Origin of the sequence: Rhodococcus koreensis, assembly GCF_900105905.1 — a bacterium.
GTDB lineage: Bacteria > Actinomycetota > Actinomycetes > Mycobacteriales > Mycobacteriaceae > Rhodococcus_F > Rhodococcus_F koreensis.
The window spans coordinates 8,907,487-8,925,666 of sequence record NZ_FNSV01000005.1 but is presented as its reverse complement, the minus strand read 5'-3'; the positions used below and the strand labels follow the sequence as shown (position 1 = coordinate 8,925,666).

Below are 18,180 nucleotides of genomic sequence, written 5' to 3'. Positions count from 1 at the left end.
CACCTCCCACCACTGACCTGAAGTGAGGGCACGAATGTCGATCAGCACAGACACCCCCGACCGGACCGACACCACCTCGATCGCCGACGAATTCAAAGACACGATGGCATCCCTGTGCGCCCCGGTCACGGTGATCACCGCCATGACCGAGGACACGCCCGTGGGTGCCACTGTCAGCGCCTTCGGCTCGCTGTCGCTGACCCCGCCCATGATCACCGTCGCCCTCGACCGCCGCTCGCGGGTGCTGACCGCTGTCACCGCCACCGGCCGACTGGGCGTGAACATCCTCGGCGAGCACGATGAGGAACTCGCCCGCATCTTTGCTACCAGCGGCATCGATCGATTCGCCGACGCACCCTGGCGGATGGACAGCGGCCTGCCCCGCTTGATCGACGCCCCCGGCTGGCTCGGATGCGACGTCGCCCGGATCGTCGGCGGCGGCGACCACGTCATCATTCTCGGGCAGGTCAGAACGGTCGAAAACCGGCCCGCCCGCACCCTCTCCTACAGCAAACGCCGATTCGGGATCCATACTCCGCTGCCCGCCTCGGCCCGTCCGTGACTCCCCAACCGCAAAGGAACCGACCGATGACCTCCACCACCACTGCCCCGCTGACCTCGTGGCCGCTCGCCCGCACCGATCGGCGCGCCGCGGCCCTCGCCGCGGTCGATTCCATCCGTGACGAACTCGCGATCGGCGCAATCGAATCCGAATCGGGTCGGCGCCTCAGTGACCGCTCCATCGCAGCACTGCGGCAGTCGCGCGTGCTCGGAATCATGACTCCCGACGATCTCGGCGGCAACGTCGTCGATGCCGTCACCGCGTTCGAGGTAATCGAAAAGATTGGGCACATCGACCCCGCCACCGCCTGGACAGCCACGATTCTTCTCGAAGGTGCCGGCGAGCTCGCCACCGTGGTCAGCGAGGACACAGCCCGCAGGATCTTCGCCGGCGGCATCGCCCTCAAGGCGGCGTCCCTCAAGCCCGGCAGCGCGCAAAGGGTGGACGGCGGCTACGTGGTCAGCGGCCGGTGGGACTTCGTCAGCGGTCTCTACCACGCTGACTACGTCACCGCGACGTTCCTCATCGCCGATGAGGCCGGCAAACCGGTACGCCGGGCCGCGCTCCTGCCGCGTGGCGAGATAGAGATCCTCGACGACTGGCAAGTACTCGGCATGCGCGGCACGGGCAGCAGCAGCTTCCAGGCCGACCATGTCTTCGTCGCCGACGACATGATCTACGACCCGATGGGTGAAGGCTGCCGCACCGACACCCCGCTGTCCCGCCTCGGCATGGTGCCCTTCGTGTTGCAAATGCACCCCGGCATGGTCCTCGGCGCGGCCCGCCGGGCTCTGGACGAAATTGTCGGCGCCGCGCCGAAGATCCGGCGCGGTGGGCGGATCAACCTGCATCAGCCTCCTGCCCTGACCGAACTCACCTGGTTCCAACGCGAACTCGGCGAACTCGACGCCCGCGTCCGCGCCGCGCGCAGCCTCTGCATCGATACCCTCCACCAGGTCAACGATGTGATCGACGCAGGAGACCGTGTTCAGCTCCCACTGCTCGACCAGATGCAGACCGCCGCCTCGCTCGCCGCGAAGACCTCGGTGGAAGTGGTCACCCGCGCGTTCCGACATGCGGGTGCCGCCGCGATCCTCGACGACAGTCTCCTGTCCAAACTCCTCCGCGACCTCAACACCATCTCCGCTCATGGGGTGATGGGTGAGGCCGGTTTCGAAAGCCACGCAGAATTCATCCTCGGCCTCCAGACCGACGAGAACCGCCGGATGGTGTGACCGCGCGACCCTCGGACCCGTCACTCGAAGGAGGAACAGCGTTGCCCAAGCTCGACATCATCGTCGCCAGCACCCGTCCAGGCAGAAGCGGTTTGCAGGTAGGACAGTGGGTAGCATCGGATGCCGATGTTCACGGGGGATTCTCGGAGGTCGAACTCGTCGACCTCCGAGAGGTGAACCTGCCGTTCATGGACGAACCCCACCATCGACGACTGAGCCAGAACACGCATCAGCACACCATCGACTGGAGCGCCACGGTCGCCGAGACGGATGCGTTCGTCTACGAGCCGGTCGGCCTGGTCAGCTGCGGCGGCATCTCAGCCGGGACACGAGCGCCGCACAGATGATCAAGCAGGTTGTCACGACAGTGAAGATGACCCCGGTGGCGGAGGTGGTCTCGATACCGTTCGTCGCCCAGTTCCTCGACGAGAAGCGCAACTTCGTCCCGACCCCGCCGTGTCCGCATCGGCCCAGGCAATGTTCGACGAGCTTGTCCGGGTGAGCACGGCCCTGCGTCCCCTGCGCGGCACGTAGAGCCGAATCGGACGGATCCCGGACGTCAATCGACGACGAAGTGCGACCGCTCGAAGAACCGCCCGACGCCCCGTTCCCGCTGTCGTCCGATGACATACCGACCGGGGGCGATGCCGGTGGCTCCGTGCTCGGGGTGGATGAGGTAGGCGGTAACGCGGGTGTCGAGGATGCCGAGCGCGAGGCGCCGGGGGTCGTTCACCGGTGTCGACCATATGCACATGCCTTCGTCGGCGACGAGGCTGTGCGGGTTTCCGCCCGCCGCGCTCCGCAGCAACTCCACTCCCGACAGCGGGACGTTCTCCGACCGCGTCCATGGACCGGGCGTGACGACGTCGGCGACAAGCGAATACGGGACTACGATGAGGTCGCCCTGAGCCTGCATACCGTCGATGACGGGTACGGATACTTCCTGATCGAGATAGTCGAACACATCGAGGCCCGTGAGGGCCGTGAGATCGGACAAGGTCATGATCGAATTCATGCGAATCACCTTCGGAGTTCGGGTTTTCGGGTTTCAGGTTCGACGAACGAGCCGGGCGTAGTCGGCGCCATTGATGCCGTAGGTCCAGGCTGCGGCATCCAACGCCGACGAAATTCGTGTCGGCACATAGATCCCGTATCGTCGCCGACGGCCGTCGCGTTCGGGGGAACCGTTGACGGCGAGCAGCATGTGATCGCTGCGGCCCCAGCCGTCCGATATCACGTAAAGCTGCAGCGTGTGACCGACATTGCCGGGATCGTCGGCTCGGTCGATCAGCGCGAGTCCGGCCGCGTCGATGTAGGTGTCCCATCCGATGCGCTCGATCGCGCATCGGCGGACCTCGACATTACGTTCGCGTGCGATACGTTCGACCGTCGGCTGGAGGACGACCCAGTCGGGGACGACAGTCCCGTGCTGCACGAAAAGCGCCCGACCATCTTCGAATTCCAGCGCAGGTTCATCCGGGTGATGCAACCGGTGCTCGTTGTGAACACGGCCCGGTATGGGCTCAGCATGCAGGGCGGTGGGCCGTTCGGCAACGACGCACACATTGTCGAACGCCCACCACCACCCGGTCGCGCCGGTCAGGGCGGTATGGACGTCGAGTAGCTCGACATCGTCGGAGCGGAACCTGGCGAGCCCAAACCGACGGTACGCGTCGTAGTACGCGACCCGATGGGCCTCTTGCTGTCCATACCAGCTCACGCCGCCGACGACGGCGGGCATCAGTGTCCGTATCGCAGCCGCGGCCCCATCGAAAAGGCTCGTGCGCAACGAATCCCACACGGCGGCTCGAATGATTGCATTGGGGCTGATGCCGACGCGGGCAGAGTTGTCGGGCGACTGGGCTCGCGCGGTCTCGATCGCCCGGCGTTCGTGCGGCCAGTCGGATCGCCCTCGGGCGATCAATGCGTCCATGCGTCTGCGCGATTTCGAAAGCATGGTTGCTATTCGGGCGGAGACGCACTGAACTCCGTCGCCGGCAAACGACAGCGTCGTCGCCAACCCCTCGGCGGCGATCAGGTCCGATCCCGCTGGAGGTGACGGCACCCAGACGAACTCCGGCCGGCTGAATCCGGCTCGACGATAAAATGTTTCGACAGCCGATTCCGCCGTGGTGCGATCGGATGGGCGTGCACACAACCCGTGCGCGAGCCATGCGTCACGCGCAGCTTCGACACCGAACATGTATTCGGCGGAGTGATCAGTGTTATCGGTGAATGTCGCTCGGTGTCGAGTCGCCGAGCGAAACGGTGCGGCGCTCACGCGACTGTGGCGGAGTCCGCCTTTCCCATAGTCATGCGTATGAGCGTGGCACGCGAATGCCTCGAACGCAAGACCTCCGGCTGACCCCCGCGATCTGTCGAAGGCCGCATCCCTCGCCGACTCGGTCCAGAGGGGTGGCCAGACACCACCCCCAGGGGGTCTAACACGACCCGCCCCTGCGCGCCACGATGGAGGAACCGGAATCGACAACACCCGCCCCGACCGCCAGAAAGCACACCATGACGTCGACCAACTACGGCGACCCGCCGACCGACGGAGCCCGGCAACACAGTACCTCAGCGGGCGCACTCCGAAAGGGGAACTCCCAGTGACGGACTCTGTTCTCTCGTACACCGACCGTGGGCGTACCGACGAGATGACTCTCGTCCCGGACCACTCCCCGATCGTCATCGGCCGCTCCTCGTACGCCGACCTGTCGCTGCCCACCGACCCCGACATCTCACGCCTGCACGCGACCATCGAACGCATCGGCATCCACTGGACCATCACCGACGACGGCCTCTCCCGCAACGGCACCTTCGTCAACGGCACCCGCCTACAAGGACGCCAGACACTGCACCCCGGAGACGTCATCCAAGTCGGCGAGAGCATGCCCACCTACCATGGGGAGCCTGGCACCGACTGCGGCGTCACCCACATCGGGGGCACCGTCGACGCCGACATCGTTCTCACACCCGCGCAACGCACCGTCCTCACCGAACTGTGCCGGCCATTCCACGACGGCACCGACCACCCCATCCCGGCCTCGAACCGCCAGATTGCCGACGCCCTGCACCTGAGCACCGAAACCGTCAAGACCCATCTCCGTGCCCTCTTCAGCACATTCCAGATAGAGGACCTCCCTCAGAATCAGAAACGCTCCCGACTCGTCACTCTCGCCCTCAACAACGGCATCCTCAACTAGGGTTCTGATCGGTTCCAAGCCGAAGGGGCTCGATTCCCAACCCTAGGATGCGTTTCGATGCGCGGGAGGTCCGGCGGATCCTGTTGTTGCCAACAAAATCTATCAAGCGAGGAATGCATGGATCCGATCATCGTGATTCTCGGTGGTGTGGTGGGCGCCGTCGCCGCATATGTCGTGCCGCTCTGGCTGATTCGAAGCGGCCGCAGTCCGCGGCTGGCCGCGAAACGTGAGGTGTCCACGGCGATCGACAACGGCGCGCTGCCACCGAACGCAGACATCTGGTCATGGCGAACGCGAGTGGCCGAGAGCCGACAGTCGGTCGCCCGCGGCAGCTGGGCGATGCTCGCCGCTGGTGTCCTCATGTCATTCGTCGCGCTCGCCAACTTCGCCGACGAGGGTGACTCCCTCCTGACGTGGGTGTTCGTGTGGTTGGCCGCCACGTTACTTGCCGCGGCGTTCGGGATGCATCGCCAGGTGAAGCGGGCGGATGCTCTAATCACGGCTATCACCGCAGGACCAACTGGAACAACTAATTCCGGTGCTCGTTGAGTAGACACTCGCATTCGACATTCGGTCGTACGGCGACGAGCGCCAATAGGACGAGCGCGAATAGACTGTGCCCGCAGGTACGCTCGCCGATCTCGGCGGATCCCGATACTCGCGGGACAAGGAGGACGCATTCGAATGCGACGCGTCGTGCGGGCCTTCTGGGGGCCGCGGCCGGAGCCGGTCGAAGCGCTGGCGGGGCGGTGGCGGCAGACTGTGGAACAGGTCTCGCAGCTGCTGCCGGAAGTCGCGTCACCGGTGGAAGGCAACTGGCGGCAGGTGCACGCGTCGGGACCGGATACCGCTTGTGCGCCGGATGAGCTGACAGCCGTTCTCCTCGTCGCGCAGGAGGCGGAGGCGTGGTCGGATTTGACGGGCACCGGGTTGCGGTTGCTCTGTACCGGTGAGGCCGGGTGGGCGGTCGAACTCTCCGGCGTGGCCGGAGGTACCCCGCAGTTTCTGTTGCAGTCAATGGTGATGAGTGTCGACGCGCCCCACGGTGCCGTCGTCCCCGAGTCTGAACTGCTCACGATGCTTGCGTCGACGTGGGAACCGGACTTCGGCGACGTGACCGACGACGACACTCTCGATGCCCTCGAGGACGACGCCGGATTCGTCGTCGGCGATCCTGTGGTCGGCCGGTCCGGCTACCTGTGCTCGGCCCGCGCAGTCCTGATACCCGAGTGCCTGGAGGCGAGCCGTCGGGCCGTTCCGGACGGCGGCGTGCTTCTGCAGATCGCAGCGTCGGGCGAGATCGACACGGTGGTCAGCGTGTACGAGCAGCTGCGGGACGCGGGCGCACTCGCACCGCTCCCACGGCCGCTGGACCGGCCGACGCTGTGAGGTCGCGGCCGGCCGCGCATGTCAACCGAGTTCTACTCGCCTTCGGGTTCTGCAGTCCTCGGCTGCTCGGTCTGCTTGGGTGCAGCCGGCACCCATTCCCGTAGTTGCTGCACCACCGTCCCGTAGAACGCGTCCGCCGAGGACGTCACGCTGCTGATGAAACTCGCCGCCGTTCCCGACCTTCGACCGCCCATCGGGAATGACTGCTCGAGGCAGAAGGACACGATGTCCCCGGACCGGCCGGCGGTGAGCACTTTCGGATCGGCCCGCACCGCCGCGATGTGCTCGCATGCTTCGTTTCCCCGCTCGGAAAACACCGCCTCCACCTGCACATCGCCGGGGACATCCTTGAGTTGCTTGAGCAGCCACGACAGCCGGCGACCGGAGGCTCCCTCGTTCGGTGCGTCTACGGTGGTGCGGCAGCGGATCTTGTTGGTCCGCACATCCGCGATCACCACCAGATCGCCCGCAGTCTCCGGGATCCGCAGGACCGCCTCGAACACGCCGTCGGCCGACAACCGCTCGGCAACCGCCGCATTGCGGGCCACCGGATCGGTGCTGTGCCTGCGCGGCAGGACGTGTTTGACGGTGACCCCCAACTCGGCCGTCAGTCGCAGTGCGAGATGCCGGGACAGGGACACCCAGGTGTCGGCCACGGAGGCGGCTTTCTGGTCGCCGGCGCGCAGGGTGCCGGCGGTGACCGCGTCGCGGACCGTGACCCAGTGCCTTCCCATGTCGACGAACTCGACCGCCCCGGAACGCGGATGGTCCAGGTACCGCACGAACTCGGCAAGGACCCACGCCTGCAGATCGTCGTCGATTCCGCCGTGGGACAGCAGCATCCGCGCCTCGTGCGCCACCTCCGCCCACGACAAATGCCGTAGAGCGACCTTGGCGAGCTTGCGCCGATCGACCTCCACCGGCAGCTCCCCCGCGCTGGCCGGGACATCGTTCGACAAGCTGACCACGACGTCGTACTTCTTCTTCCGAGCTACGTCGAGATAGTTCTCGAGCTGCTCCTTCTTCAGCTTGCCGCTGCCGGTCTTGACCTCGAGCAGACCGGTCCACACCCTGCTGCCGCGGGCGACCTTCAACACGGCATCCGGAATCACCTTCGTCTCGCCCCGCTCGTACGCCACCTCCACGTACCCCTCGAAGGTGCCCGCGGGAGCCCCCACCCGGGCACACACCGCGCGTGCGAACGGACGCACCGCCTGCATCGTCGCGATCAGTGCGGACGTGGCACGCCGCTCCTGCTCCTCACCCGCGCCGACGCCGATGACCGAGAACAACCGCGCCGGCTGCCAGGTGTCCTGTTCGGCGAGGCCGAACACGAGTGGCTTCGACTTCTTCACCGCCCGCTTGGCAGTGCGGACACCCCGGGTCGTCGCTTTCCGTTGTGCGGCCGGTGTCGTGGGCAGTTCGGGCACCAATTGCGGGGCGTCGCCGGTGGAGCCGGGCGGCGCCACCACGGCGGATTCCTCACTGTCGGATGGGGTGTCGGCGGTCGCGGTGAGTTCGGGGTCCTGGTCGTCGTCGATGTCGACTCCGAAATCCGTGGCCAACCCCGCCAGCCCGGACTCCCAGCCCTGCCCGACCGCCCGAACCTTCCAGTCGCCATTGCGGCGGTACACCTCGCCGAATACGAATGCCGACTCGGTGGTGGCATCGGCAGTGACGTACTCCGCCAACGTGTGCCCGGCACCGTCGACGACCCGGAGGGCGAGTTTGCCGAGGTCACCGAACCCGCCGGCAGCGACACTGCCGCCGAGGGCAACGGTGTGCACATCGTCCGGCACGGCGGACAGATCGATCGCGATCCTCGCCTGCGCCCCTTCCTCGGTGCCGCTCGCGCCCAGGAACCGAATCGATCCGTCGGTCGACTCCGGCTGGTTGTAGAACACGAAATCGGCATCGGAGCGCACCTTCCGGTCCGCGTTCAGCAGCAATGCCGACGCGTCGACCTCGACGTCCGACTCGGTCCACCCGAGCACCACGTCGATCTGCTCCACGTCAGCGGGCAGGGACAGGTTCTGCCCCTTGGACAGCATCGGAAACTCCACCAGAACCACCTTTGTTCGACCCGGTACCGCAACGACCTGTGCCGCCGGACAGGGCCTGTGCCGACAACCGACGTCCGTCGCATCAACTGCGCATACTAATCGGTTCGTTTCGCTCACGGACACCACCCGGCAAACATCGTGTCGCCGCGGGCATTCACGGCGCCAGCGGGTCGACAACACCCCCCGGTTCTGTGTCGGCTGCGTGAATGACACTGCCGAACAGACGAAATGAGCACGGATCGACGACTGCCGAACACCAGCAGGTTTCAGCATTCGCAGCCGCGCGACCATGCCCCGCCGATGAGGCTCACCCTGTGCAGCTATCCCCGTGACCGCGCCGGCGGAGGTTCACGAGCAGGCCGCCGGAGGCCGTAGCGCACCACGAAAATGACCATTGACTAATTTTTTAGTCAGTGTGATGATTTCGCCATGACCAACACGCCACAACTGCAGAAGACCACCGGAAGTACCACCTCGACGATCTGGCAGATGCCGGCCGAATGGGCGCCGCACGAACGGTGCCTCATGGCATGGCCCACCCGAGAAAGCCTCTGGGGTCCGTACTTCGAAGAGGCAAAATCCGAATACGCTGCGACCGCGAACGCGATCGGCGAATTCGAACCCGTCCTCATGATCGCCAACCCCGGCCAGGCCGACGAAGCCCGCGCCGCGTGCAGCAGCCGGGTGGACGTCGTGGAACTGGCGATCGACGATTCCTGGATCCGGGATTCGGGTCCGTTGGTCGTACTCGACCGGACGGGGCAACGTTCCGCCGTCGACTTCGGCTTCAACTCGTGGGGCGAGCGTTTCCAGCCATACGACAAGGACGCCACCATCAGCCGGCGAGTGCTCGCGGCCCTCGGGATCGACCGCATCCCGTCGGGCATGGTCCTCGAAGGCGGATCGATCACCATCGACGGCGAAGGCACCCTGATCACGACCGAGCAGTGCCTGCTCAACGAGAACCGCAATCCGTCGATGTCGCGGGCGGAGATCGAGAACGAATTGAAGACGCGTCTGGGTGTGTCGACAGTGATCTGGCTCCCCTACGGTCACTTCGACGACGCCCACACCGACGGGCACGTCGACGGCGTGTGCACATATGTGCGGCCGGGAGTCGTGATCGCTCAGACGTGTGAAGATCCCGAGCTGCCCGATTTCGAACGCATGGCCGCGAACCTGCAGGTCCTGCGCGAGTCGACGGATGCCGCAGGACGGCAGCTCGAGATCCTCGAGTTGCCCCAGTTCCCGGTACAGACGCTGCCGGACGGCACCGAGACGATGGTGGCCTACGCCAACTTCTACGTCGCCAACGGCGGAGTGGTCGTTCCGATCGCCGGGCACGACCTCGACGAGCAGGCGCTGGCGACGCTGCGCCTCGCGTTTCCCGACCGCGAGGTGGTCGGTGTGCCGGGCAACATCGTCGCGTACGGCGGCGGCGGCGTGCACTGCATCACCCAGCAGATCCCCGCGGCCCACTCCGCTCGGGAGACGGCGCGATGAACCCTCGTGACAGCGGCGCCCTTGCCGGGGTGATCGGTCAGAATGTCGCGGACGCCGGCGACTTCGTCGTCGTGACTGCGGTCGAGACCGTGCTGCCCTCGCCGGCCCGCGACCGGCCGTCGACAAGTATGCCGGTCCGCGTCGGCGCGGTGCAGACCTCCTGGCACCCGGATCCCGAAGAACATCGGGCCGTCCTGGCGAGCGGGGTACGGCGGGCCGCCGACTTGGGTGCGCAGGTCGTATGTCTGCAGGAGCTGACCCTGAGCCCGTACTTCGCGACCATCCCTGACAACACCGACGCCGCGAATCACAGCGAGTCGATCCCGGACGGCCCCACGACCTCGTTCGTGCGGGAACTCGCGGCCCGGCACGACATCTTCGTCCACGCCTCGCTCTATGAGCACAGTGACACCGGACGCGGGTTCAACACCGCGATCCTCGTCGCCCCGGACGGAGCGGTGCTCGCGCGGACCCGCAAACTCCACATTCCCGCCTTCCCCGGCTACCACGAGGATCGCTACTTCGACTCGGGTGACAGCGGATTTCCGGTGATCCCGGCTGCGGGTGGCCAATTCGGGTTCCCCACCTGCTGGGACCAGTGGTTCCCCGAATTGGCGCGAGCGTATTCGATGCGGGGCGCCGAGATCCTCGTCTATCCCACGGCGATCGGGAGCGACCCCGAGCTGAAAGATTTCGACACCCAACCGATGTGGCATCAGATGATCTCGGGGAACGGCCTGGCCAACGCCACCTTCATGGTTGCCGTCAATCGAATCGGCGACGAGGACGGGATCACCTTCTACGGATCGTCGTTCATCTCGGATCCCTATGGGCGCACGATCGTTCAGGCCCCCCGTCACCGCGACAGTGTCCTCGTCGCGGATCTCGATCTGGATCAGCGGCGTGACTGGCTCACGTTCGGCTTGTTCGACACCCGCCGGCCCGCCAGCTACCGCGATCTCGTCGACGAGTCGCACGCAACCACGCCCTGACGGGCAACTGCCGTGCCCGCGGCTCGCTCCGCGGCACACAAGACAGGTTCACCACTTTCGAGGGATCGAACATGCGCATCAACAAGTTACGGATCGTGGCGGTCGCCGCGTGCACGGTAGTCGCCCTGGCGGGTTGCGGGGGTCGACCGGAGCTGGTCCCCGCAACCGGAAACAACACGACCTTCCTCAGTCTCCCCCCGACCACGGATGCTGCCACCGGTCACACCGACAGCGCGACGTGGGCGCTGTACCGCGACCCCACCACCGTCGATCCGGCCACCGCATTCGACTATCCGGAGAACACGGTCATATCGACCATGTGCGAGTCGCTTCTGCGGCAACAACCGGACGGCGCCATCACGCCCGGACTGGCGAGTGAATACCACTACACGTCACCGACCACGCTGGTACTGAAACTGCGCTCCGACGTGCGCTTCTGGGACGGACAACCCCTCACTCCCGCCGATGTGGTGTTCAGCTTGCAGAGGAACAAGGATCCCGAGGTCGGTGGCTTCTACGGCACCGTCCTCGATCGGATCACGTCGATCAGCGCCGACGGCCCCGACACCGTCACGCTCGTGCTGAGCAGCCCGGACTACTGGCTGCCGGGTGAGCTCGCGGCGATGCCGGGGGTCGTCGTCCAGGAACGGTTCGCCCGCGCCCGGGGCCGTGATTACGGGACACCCGGTGGCGGCGCCATGTGCACGGGCCCGTACCAGTTGGCGGAGTGGACGTCAGGGAAGACGCTGAAGGTCGAAGCGAACCCCGACTACTGGGACTCGTCTCTGAAGCCGATGACCCGCGAGATCGAGTTCCGCGGTGTGTCCGACGCGGCGACCCTGACGACGGGTCTGGCGACCGGCGAGATCAGCGGCACGTGGATCACCGACACCTCCACCCTGCCGCAGCTGCAGCGGACGAGCAACGTCACGGTGCACGTCGGGCCGTCGTTCGAGACCGAGTTCTTCATCCCCGCCAATCTCACCGGCGTCCTCGGCGACCGCCGTGTGCGACAGGCGTTGTCGCTCGCGTTCGATCGGCAGAGCTTCGACGGTGCCGTTTATCAGGGCAACGCGGTCGGCCCGCGCCTGTCGACGAACCCGGGAACGTGGGGATACGCCAGGGACACGTTCACCGCGGCCTGGGACGCCGCCCCCGAACAGACACGAGACCTGGCCAGGGCGAGACAGCTCGTCGACGAGGCAGGCGCGGCCGGTAAGCCACTGGTCATCGGCACATCCACCGGGCTCGCCACCGTGAACACCGCCGCGAACGCGTGGCTGGAGGCGGCCGAGGCGATCGGGCTCGACGCGAGCCTGCACAACGTCTCGCCTCAGAACTACATCAACTTCTTCACCGATCCGGACGCGCGCGCCGCCGTCGACGCATTCAGTTCGACGACGTACGGCGACTACGCGGATCCTGCGGCGTTGATCGCCTCCTACGTAGAGCCGAACGGCGTCCAGAACTACTCGGGTTACGCCAACCCCGACCTGTCTGCGGTGCTGGCCCGGGCCCGCACCGAACCGGACCCCGCACGCCGGGCCGAGGCGACGATCGAGGCCGACCGACTGGTCATGCAGGACCTGCCCTGGATCCCGATGTCCCACCCCGCGTCGTTCCTGGTTCTGGACAAGCGGCTGACCGGCGCCCCGTCGTCGTTCGCCTACATGCAGGCCCCGTGGCTGGCCCAACTCGGCGGCGGGAGCTGACATGCGTGGATTCATTTTCCGGCGCGGCGCCCTCCTGCTCGGGACCCTGGCGGTGGCCGGTGTTGCGATCTACGTCGCCCTGGACCTGGCGCCCGGTGACCCGATCGCGGTGCTGACCGGCGGACGGCAGGTCACGCCGGAAGCACGGGCCCTGCTGACGGCGCGATACCACCTCGACGACCCGCTGCCCGTGCGCTACTGGTATTGGCTGACCTCCGCGCTACAGGGGGATTTCGGGTACTCGCTCGCCGGCAAGGAAGACGTGTCGACCCTGATCGCGCAGCGTGCACCCACGACGATCGAACTGGTGGCCTACGCGTCGCTCATCATCGTCGTCGTCGGGATCGGCATCGGCGTTCTCAGTGCGCTGAAGCCCGGTCTCGTCGACACCGCGGCCCTGCTGGTCACCACGGTGCTCGCCGCGATCCCGTCGTTCGTCGCCGCCCTCATCCTGATCAGCATCTTCGCGGTCAACCTGAACTGGTTCCCCGCGTTGGGAGAAGGCGAGGGGTTCGCCGACCAGATCGTCCACCTCACGCTCCCCGCCGTCGCGCTGGCCTGCTCCTCCCTCGCGCTCGTCGCACGCATCACCCGCGCGTCGGTCCGTGACGAGGCCAAGCGTGAGCATGTGCACACCGCGATCAGTCGGGGACTGCCGTACCGGGCCGTGTTGCGGCGTCACATCCTCCGCAACGCCGCCATCCCGATCACGACCGTCACTGGCCTCACCATCGCCACGCTGATCGTGCTGGTGTCGATCGTGGAACAGGCATTCAACCTCAACGGATTGGGGTCGACGTTGGTCACCGCCGCACAGAACAAGGATTTCGCTGTGGTTCAAGCTGTCTCGCTACTCATGGTGGTGGCGTTCGTGATCGTCAACGGCATCGTCGACGTCCTCTACGCACTGCTCGACCCGCGCGTGAGTCTCGGAACGGCGGCGGCGTGATGGCCACCGCCACCGGGCACTCCCCCGTCATCGGAGCCGCCACAACCACCTGCAGGCGCGGAGTTCCAGGCCTGCGCGGGGTGGGATGGCTGGGCTACACGAGCGCGGCGATCATCGCGCTGGCCGCAGTCATCGCGGTGTTCGGCCCACTCCTCGCGCCGTACCCGCCGAATCAGAGCGATCTCGCCCACGCGTTCGGCGGGGCCGGCCCCGCCCATCCGCTGGGATACGACTCCCAGGGCCGCGATATTCTGTCGCGTCTGCTGGTCGGTGCGCGCTCGTCCATGCTCGGCGCCTTCGTCGTCATCGCTCTCGCAATGGTCGCCGGGACGGTTCTCGCCGTTACCGCGGCCTGGCGAGGGGGTTGGGTCGACAGCGTCACCTCCTCGGGTTCGGACCTGGTCTTCGCCTTTCCCGGGCTGTTGCTCGCGGTGCTCGCCGCGGCGGTGTTCGGTCCCAGCCAGTGGTCTGCGGCCCTGTCACTGGCGGTCGCATACACCCCGTACGTGGCGAGGATCGTCCGAGGAGCGGCGATCCGGGAACGATCGCTGCCCTATATCGAGGCACTCGAGGTTCAGGGAAGGGGTGCCTGGGCCATCTGCGTTCGGCACATCGTCCCCAACATCGCACCTATGCTCGTCGCGCAGGGAACCATCCTCTTCGGCTGGGCCGCACTCGATCTGGCCGCGATCTCCTTCCTCGGCCTCGGTGTCCAGCCACCACAGGCCGACTGGGGCGTGATGGTCTCGGAGGGACAAACCGGTGTGTTGCAGGGATTCCCCGCCGAATCGCTGGCCGCAGGCACAGCACTGGTGCTCGTGATCGTCGCGTTCAACATTCTCGGCGAGCGGCTCAACGACAGACAGGCGAAGGAACTCTCATGACAGAAGCGATATCCCACCTCGCATCTCGTTCGCCCATTTCGGCGGCGCCGGCGCCGACCGCCCCGCTCGTCGCCGTCGAGGGGCTGAACCTGACGCTCGATGTCGCCGGCCAGACGCGGCAGGTTCTCCGTGATGTGTCACTGACGATCCAGCGCGGCGAGGCCCTCGGGCTTGTGGGTGAATCCGGTGCCGGCAAGTCCATGACCCTGCGGGCGATCGCCCGGCTGCTACCGGAGCGGGCGACCACGAGGGGCACCGTCCGGCTCGAGGGACACGAGATGCTGAGTCTGCGGGGCGAATCGCTGCTCCGGGCCCGCAGCGGAATTTCGGTGATATTCCAGGACCCCCGGGCGTACATCAATCCGGTCCGGCGCGTCGGGGACTTCCTCACCGAACAACTCCGAATCGTCGCCCGCGTCGACCGGCACGAGGCGACCCGCCGTGCCCAGAGAATACTGTCGGAGGTCGGCATCACCGACACCGCCCGGCGGATGCGCCAGTACCCCGGCGACCTGTCCGGCGGGATGCTGCAGCGGGTGATGATCGCCTCGGCCCTGCTGTCCGACCCGAAGCTGATCCTCGCCGACGAGCCCACCACCGCCCTCGATGTCACCACGCAGTCGGAGGTGATGGCCATTCTCGACGAACTGCGTCACGATGCGGGTGTCGCCCTGCTGTTCATCACTCACGACCTCGATCTGGCTGCCGCCGTGTGCGATCGGACGTCGGTCATGTACGCCGGCCAGATCGTGGAGACCCAGGCCTCCACCGGACTGCACCATCATCCGCGACACCCCTACACGGCGGCACTCGCCGCGGCCCGCCCGGATCTGGACCATCCACGGCCCAGGCTCGCCGCCGTCCCCGGCCGCCCGATCGGAGCATGGGAGGCCGCAGAGACCTGCGCATTCGCCGACCGGTGCCCCCGCAGCCTCACACTCTGCACGGAGTCGGGGCCGGTCCCCCTAATCCGAGAATCCGACCACGCGGTGCGCTGTCTGCGCATCGACAATCACGATCCACTTCAGGAAGGAACTCCGAATGACTGACCCGGTGCTGACGGTGACCGGTCTCAGCAAGACCTTCGGCACGTTCACGGCGGTCGACGGTGTCACGTTCGAACTTGCCGCGGGCTCCTCGCTCGGCGTCGTGGGCGAATCGGGCTCCGGCAAGACGACCGTCGCCCGCATGATCATCGGCCTGGAGCAGCCGAGCGCCGGCACCATCACCTGCTGCGGCATCGACCGCTCCCTCCCGTCCCGGGCGACCCGTGCCCGGCGCGCGCGGGCACGCGAGGCGCAGATGGTGTTCCAGGATCCGTACACGAGCCTCGACCCGCACAAGACGATTCAGCAGACGCTCACCGAGGCGGTGCGGCTGTACGACACCCAGTCGGGAGCAACGCATTCCGATCGTGTGCAGGAGATCGCCGACCTGGTGTCGCTCGATACGCGGCTGCTGGCCTCCATGCCCGGCCACCTGTCGGGTGGCCAGCGGCAGCGCGTCGCGATCGCGCGTGCCCTCGCAGCCGAACCTCGCGTGCTCGTGCTCGATGAAGCCGTCGCGGCTCTCGACGTGTCCATCCAGGCTCAGATTCTGAACCTGCTCGCCGACATCCGCGACGCGACCGGGATCTCGTACGTATTCATCACCCACGATCTCGCAGTCGTCCGGCAGGTCACCGAACACGTCATCGTGATGCAGAACGGGCGAATCGTCGAGAGCAGTCGAACGGAGGATCTGCTCCGCGATCCCCGGCACCCCTACACCCGCACGCTGCTCGACAGCGTTCCCCTCCCCGGATGGAGACCACAGCGGCGGCCGGTGCGGCCCGACGATTCCAGAACGCCCACCGCACCCGGAACGTAGGTGCGAGAGCGCACCGTCAGGGCCGGGGTCCGAGTTCTGCGGTGATCGCTCCGGCGGCGAGCTGCTGGGCCCGTTCGAGGGTGATGGATCCGCTGAGCCAGCGTTCGCTCAGCCCCTCGATAAGGGCGGTGAGGCGTTCGGAGGCATCGGCGGGGTCGGCGTCCGGGTCGGCCAGTTCGACGGCCTGCGCCTCGACGATGAGGGTTTCGACGTCCTTTGCCCAGGCGCGGGTCGCGTCGCGGAGTTGGTCGCGGAGGTCTTCGTCGAAGATTGCGGTGGCCCGGAGTTCGCCCCAGGCGATGCTGTTTTCACGGACGGAGGGGGTGTTCTGAATCTCGAGCAGGAGCGTCTGTTCGAGCTGGGTCCGAGGGTTCGTCGAGGCAAGGGCCTCCGTGGTGTAGCGCTCGGCCCTCTCGTTGATGTGCTCGAGGGCGCGGCGCAACACACCTGCCCGGTCCTGGAAGTGGTAATAGATCAGGGCGGTCGAGACCCTGGCCTCGGCGGCGAGCTTCTCGATCCGCAGCCCGCGCACACCACTTTGCGCGATCACACGGACGGCTGCTTCCAGAATCAACGTCTGACGTTCGGACACGGAACCTCACTTTACGGGAAGGCGGCGGGGCGGCCGGTGCGGAGACCTCGGTTGACGCAGCGCGCGATCAGCCCGCGGGCTCTCGCTGGGTGGTGCAGTGGATTCCGCCGCCGCCGGCGGCGATGGCGTCGATGTTGATCTGCACAACACGACGGTCGGGGAAGAGTCGTTCGAGTTCCTGTCTGGCGGCCTCGTCCGCGGCCGGGTCACCGAACTCGGGTGCGATCACGGCGCCGTTGCAGACGTAGAAGTTGATGTATCCGGCCGCGAAGTCGTCCGATTCGAACTCGGGCCGAACGGAACCCGGCGCCTCGAGTACCACGACCTCGAGCGTGCGGCCTTGCGCATCCATCGCCGCCTCGAGGGTCTCGAGGTGACGGGTGGTCACGTCGTGGTCGAACGATTCCGGATCCGGATCGTACCCGGCGACGACCACGCCGGGACGGGCGAAACGGGCGTAGAAGTCGGTGTGGCCGTCGGTGATGTCCTTGCCCGCGATCCCGGGCAGCCAGACGATCTTGTCGAGCCCGAGCAGCGGTCTCAGTTCGGCCTCGACGTCCGCCTTGGACCATCCGGGGTTGCGGTTGTCGTTGAGCACGCAGCTTTCGGTGATGATGGCGGTTCCTTCGCCGTCGACCTCGATCCCGCCGCCCTCGAGGATGAGGTCGGTGGGCAACGATTCGACGCCGGCGCTGCCCGTGACGATGTCCGCCACTCCCGCATCCTGGTCGAAGTCCTGCTTTTCGCCCCAGCCGTTGAAGTTGAAGTTGATCCCGGCCCTGGTCCCGTTACCCTCGACGAACACCGGGCCGGTGTCGCGCATCCAGAGGTCGTCGAGCGGGGCCGCTACCAGTTCGACGGCGGGGCCGACGAGCCCGCGGGCCAGGTCGAGTTCCTCTTCGCGTACCAGCATCGAGACGGGCTCGAACTGCGCGATCGCCTGTGCGATGGCGGCGAGGTTGCGGCGGACCTCGGGAAGCAGCTCGGCTCCCCAGATCTCCTCACTCGCACCGAACGCCATCCAGGTCCGCTTGTGCGGTTCCCCCTCCTCGGGCATTCGCCACATCCGCTGATCATCCTCATCGGCGCTGCTGCCACCTTCGAGGTAGGACACCGGGTCGGTACACGCTGCTACCAGCAGCCCTCCGACCGCGGCCAGCCCCGACTGGATGAAGCGCCGTCTGAGCATCACTCTGTTTTTCCTTTTTCCCTTGCATCGCAACT

Annotated in this window: 18 protein-coding genes; 13 read left to right on the top strand and 5 right to left on the bottom strand. The window is 66.6% G+C overall.

The window, feature by feature from the left end; translation table 11 throughout:
- Positions 1-34: 34 nt before the first annotated feature.
- The 3 genes from BLV94_RS45385 to BLV94_RS50100 are packed head-to-tail and all read left to right on the top strand — an operon-like array spanning position 35 to position 2,144.
- A complete protein-coding gene (locus tag BLV94_RS45385; protein ID WP_072943410.1) occupies positions 35-562 on the top strand; it encodes a flavin reductase family protein in 528 nt (175 codons plus the stop codon).
- A 26-nt stretch (positions 563-588) separates the two neighbouring features.
- Positions 589-1,797, top strand: coding sequence for an acyl-CoA dehydrogenase family protein (locus BLV94_RS45380; protein WP_072943409.1), 1,209 nt, complete (start codon positions 589-591; stop codon positions 1,795-1,797).
- A 41-nt stretch (positions 1,798-1,838) separates the two neighbouring features.
- Positions 1,839-2,144 carry an NADPH-dependent FMN reductase gene (locus tag BLV94_RS50100; RefSeq protein ID WP_208613732.1) on the top strand — a complete coding sequence of 102 codons (306 nt, stop codon included), beginning with the start codon at positions 1,839-1,841 and terminating at the stop codon, positions 2,142-2,144.
- Positions 2,145-2,356: 212 nt separating this feature from the next.
- On the opposite strand, the gene BLV94_RS45370 is transcribed toward BLV94_RS50100, so the two are convergent.
- Positions 2,357-2,812: a hypothetical protein gene (locus tag BLV94_RS45370; protein ID WP_072943408.1), complete on the bottom strand. Its 456-nt coding sequence runs from the start codon at positions 2,810-2,812 to the stop codon at positions 2,357-2,359.
- Positions 2,813-2,845: 33 nt separating this feature from the next.
- A complete protein-coding gene (locus BLV94_RS45365; RefSeq protein ID WP_072943407.1) occupies positions 2,846-4,078 on the bottom strand; it encodes a DUF6745 domain-containing protein in 1,233 nt (410 codons plus the stop codon).
- Positions 4,079-4,406: 328 nt separating this feature from the next.
- Between BLV94_RS45365 and BLV94_RS45360 the strand changes: the two genes are divergently transcribed.
- The 3 genes from BLV94_RS45360 to BLV94_RS45350 all read left to right on the top strand — a co-directional run bounded on the left by BLV94_RS45360 (position 4,407) and on the right by BLV94_RS45350 (position 6,392).
- Entirely contained in the window at positions 4,407-5,003 is a 597-nt protein-coding gene (locus BLV94_RS45360) for an FHA domain-containing protein (RefSeq protein ID WP_083395880.1), read from the top strand.
- A 117-nt stretch (positions 5,004-5,120) separates the two neighbouring features.
- A complete protein-coding gene (locus tag BLV94_RS45355; protein WP_072943406.1) occupies positions 5,121-5,552 on the top strand; it encodes a hypothetical protein in 432 nt (143 codons plus the stop codon).
- Positions 5,553-5,687: 135 nt separating this feature from the next.
- The gene (locus BLV94_RS45350; protein ID WP_072943405.1) at positions 5,688-6,392 is read left to right on the top strand and encodes a hypothetical protein; all 705 of its coding nucleotides are present in this window, start codon (positions 5,688-5,690) and stop codon (positions 6,390-6,392) included.
- A gap of 32 nt (positions 6,393-6,424) precedes the next feature.
- Here the strand turns inward: BLV94_RS45350 and BLV94_RS45345 are convergent, their stop codons facing one another.
- On the bottom strand, positions 6,425-8,455 hold the full coding sequence (locus BLV94_RS45345) for a TerD family protein (protein WP_072943497.1): 2,031 nt from the start codon (positions 8,453-8,455) through the stop codon (positions 6,425-6,427).
- Positions 8,456-8,884: 429 nt separating this feature from the next.
- Between BLV94_RS45345 and BLV94_RS45340 the strand changes: the two genes are divergently transcribed.
- From BLV94_RS45340 to BLV94_RS45310, 7 genes are all read left to right on the top strand, one after another.
- Positions 8,885-9,958: an agmatine deiminase family protein gene (locus tag BLV94_RS45340; protein WP_083395879.1), complete on the top strand. Its 1,074-nt coding sequence runs from the start codon at positions 8,885-8,887 to the stop codon at positions 9,956-9,958.
- Complete coding sequence (locus BLV94_RS45335) at positions 9,955-10,950, top strand: nitrilase-related carbon-nitrogen hydrolase (protein ID WP_083395878.1); 996 nt, start codon at positions 9,955-9,957, stop codon at positions 10,948-10,950. Before BLV94_RS45340 ends, BLV94_RS45335 begins: the two co-directional genes overlap by 4 nt.
- A gap of 71 nt (positions 10,951-11,021) precedes the next feature.
- Positions 11,022-12,662: an ABC transporter substrate-binding protein gene (locus tag BLV94_RS45330; RefSeq protein ID WP_072943404.1), complete on the top strand. Its 1,641-nt coding sequence runs from the start codon at positions 11,022-11,024 to the stop codon at positions 12,660-12,662.
- A gap of 1 nt (position 12,663) precedes the next feature.
- A complete protein-coding gene (locus tag BLV94_RS45325; protein WP_072943403.1) occupies positions 12,664-13,611 on the top strand; it encodes an ABC transporter permease in 948 nt (315 codons plus the stop codon).
- A complete protein-coding gene (locus tag BLV94_RS45320) occupies positions 13,611-14,495 on the top strand; it encodes an ABC transporter permease (protein ID WP_083395877.1) in 885 nt (294 codons plus the stop codon). Before BLV94_RS45325 ends, BLV94_RS45320 begins: the two co-directional genes overlap by 1 nt.
- Positions 14,492-15,544 carry an ABC transporter ATP-binding protein gene (locus tag BLV94_RS45315; protein WP_072943402.1) on the top strand — a complete coding sequence of 351 codons (1,053 nt, stop codon included), beginning with the start codon at positions 14,492-14,494 and terminating at the stop codon, positions 15,542-15,544. The genes BLV94_RS45320 and BLV94_RS45315 overlap by 4 nt, the downstream gene beginning before the upstream one ends.
- Entirely contained in the window at positions 15,537-16,364 is an 828-nt protein-coding gene (locus BLV94_RS45310; protein WP_072943401.1) for an ABC transporter ATP-binding protein, read from the top strand. Before BLV94_RS45315 ends, BLV94_RS45310 begins: the two co-directional genes overlap by 8 nt.
- A gap of 16 nt (positions 16,365-16,380) precedes the next feature.
- On the opposite strand, the gene BLV94_RS45305 is transcribed toward BLV94_RS45310, so the two are convergent.
- Positions 16,381-16,956 (bottom strand): TetR/AcrR family transcriptional regulator, encoded by a 576-nt coding sequence (locus BLV94_RS45305; protein ID WP_072943400.1) that lies wholly within the window; start codon positions 16,954-16,956, stop codon positions 16,381-16,383.
- Between the two features lie 67 nt (positions 16,957-17,023).
- Positions 17,024-18,145: an agmatine deiminase family protein gene (locus BLV94_RS45300; RefSeq protein WP_072943399.1), complete on the bottom strand. Its 1,122-nt coding sequence runs from the start codon at positions 18,143-18,145 to the stop codon at positions 17,024-17,026.
- Between the last annotated feature and the right edge of the window lie 35 nt (positions 18,146-18,180).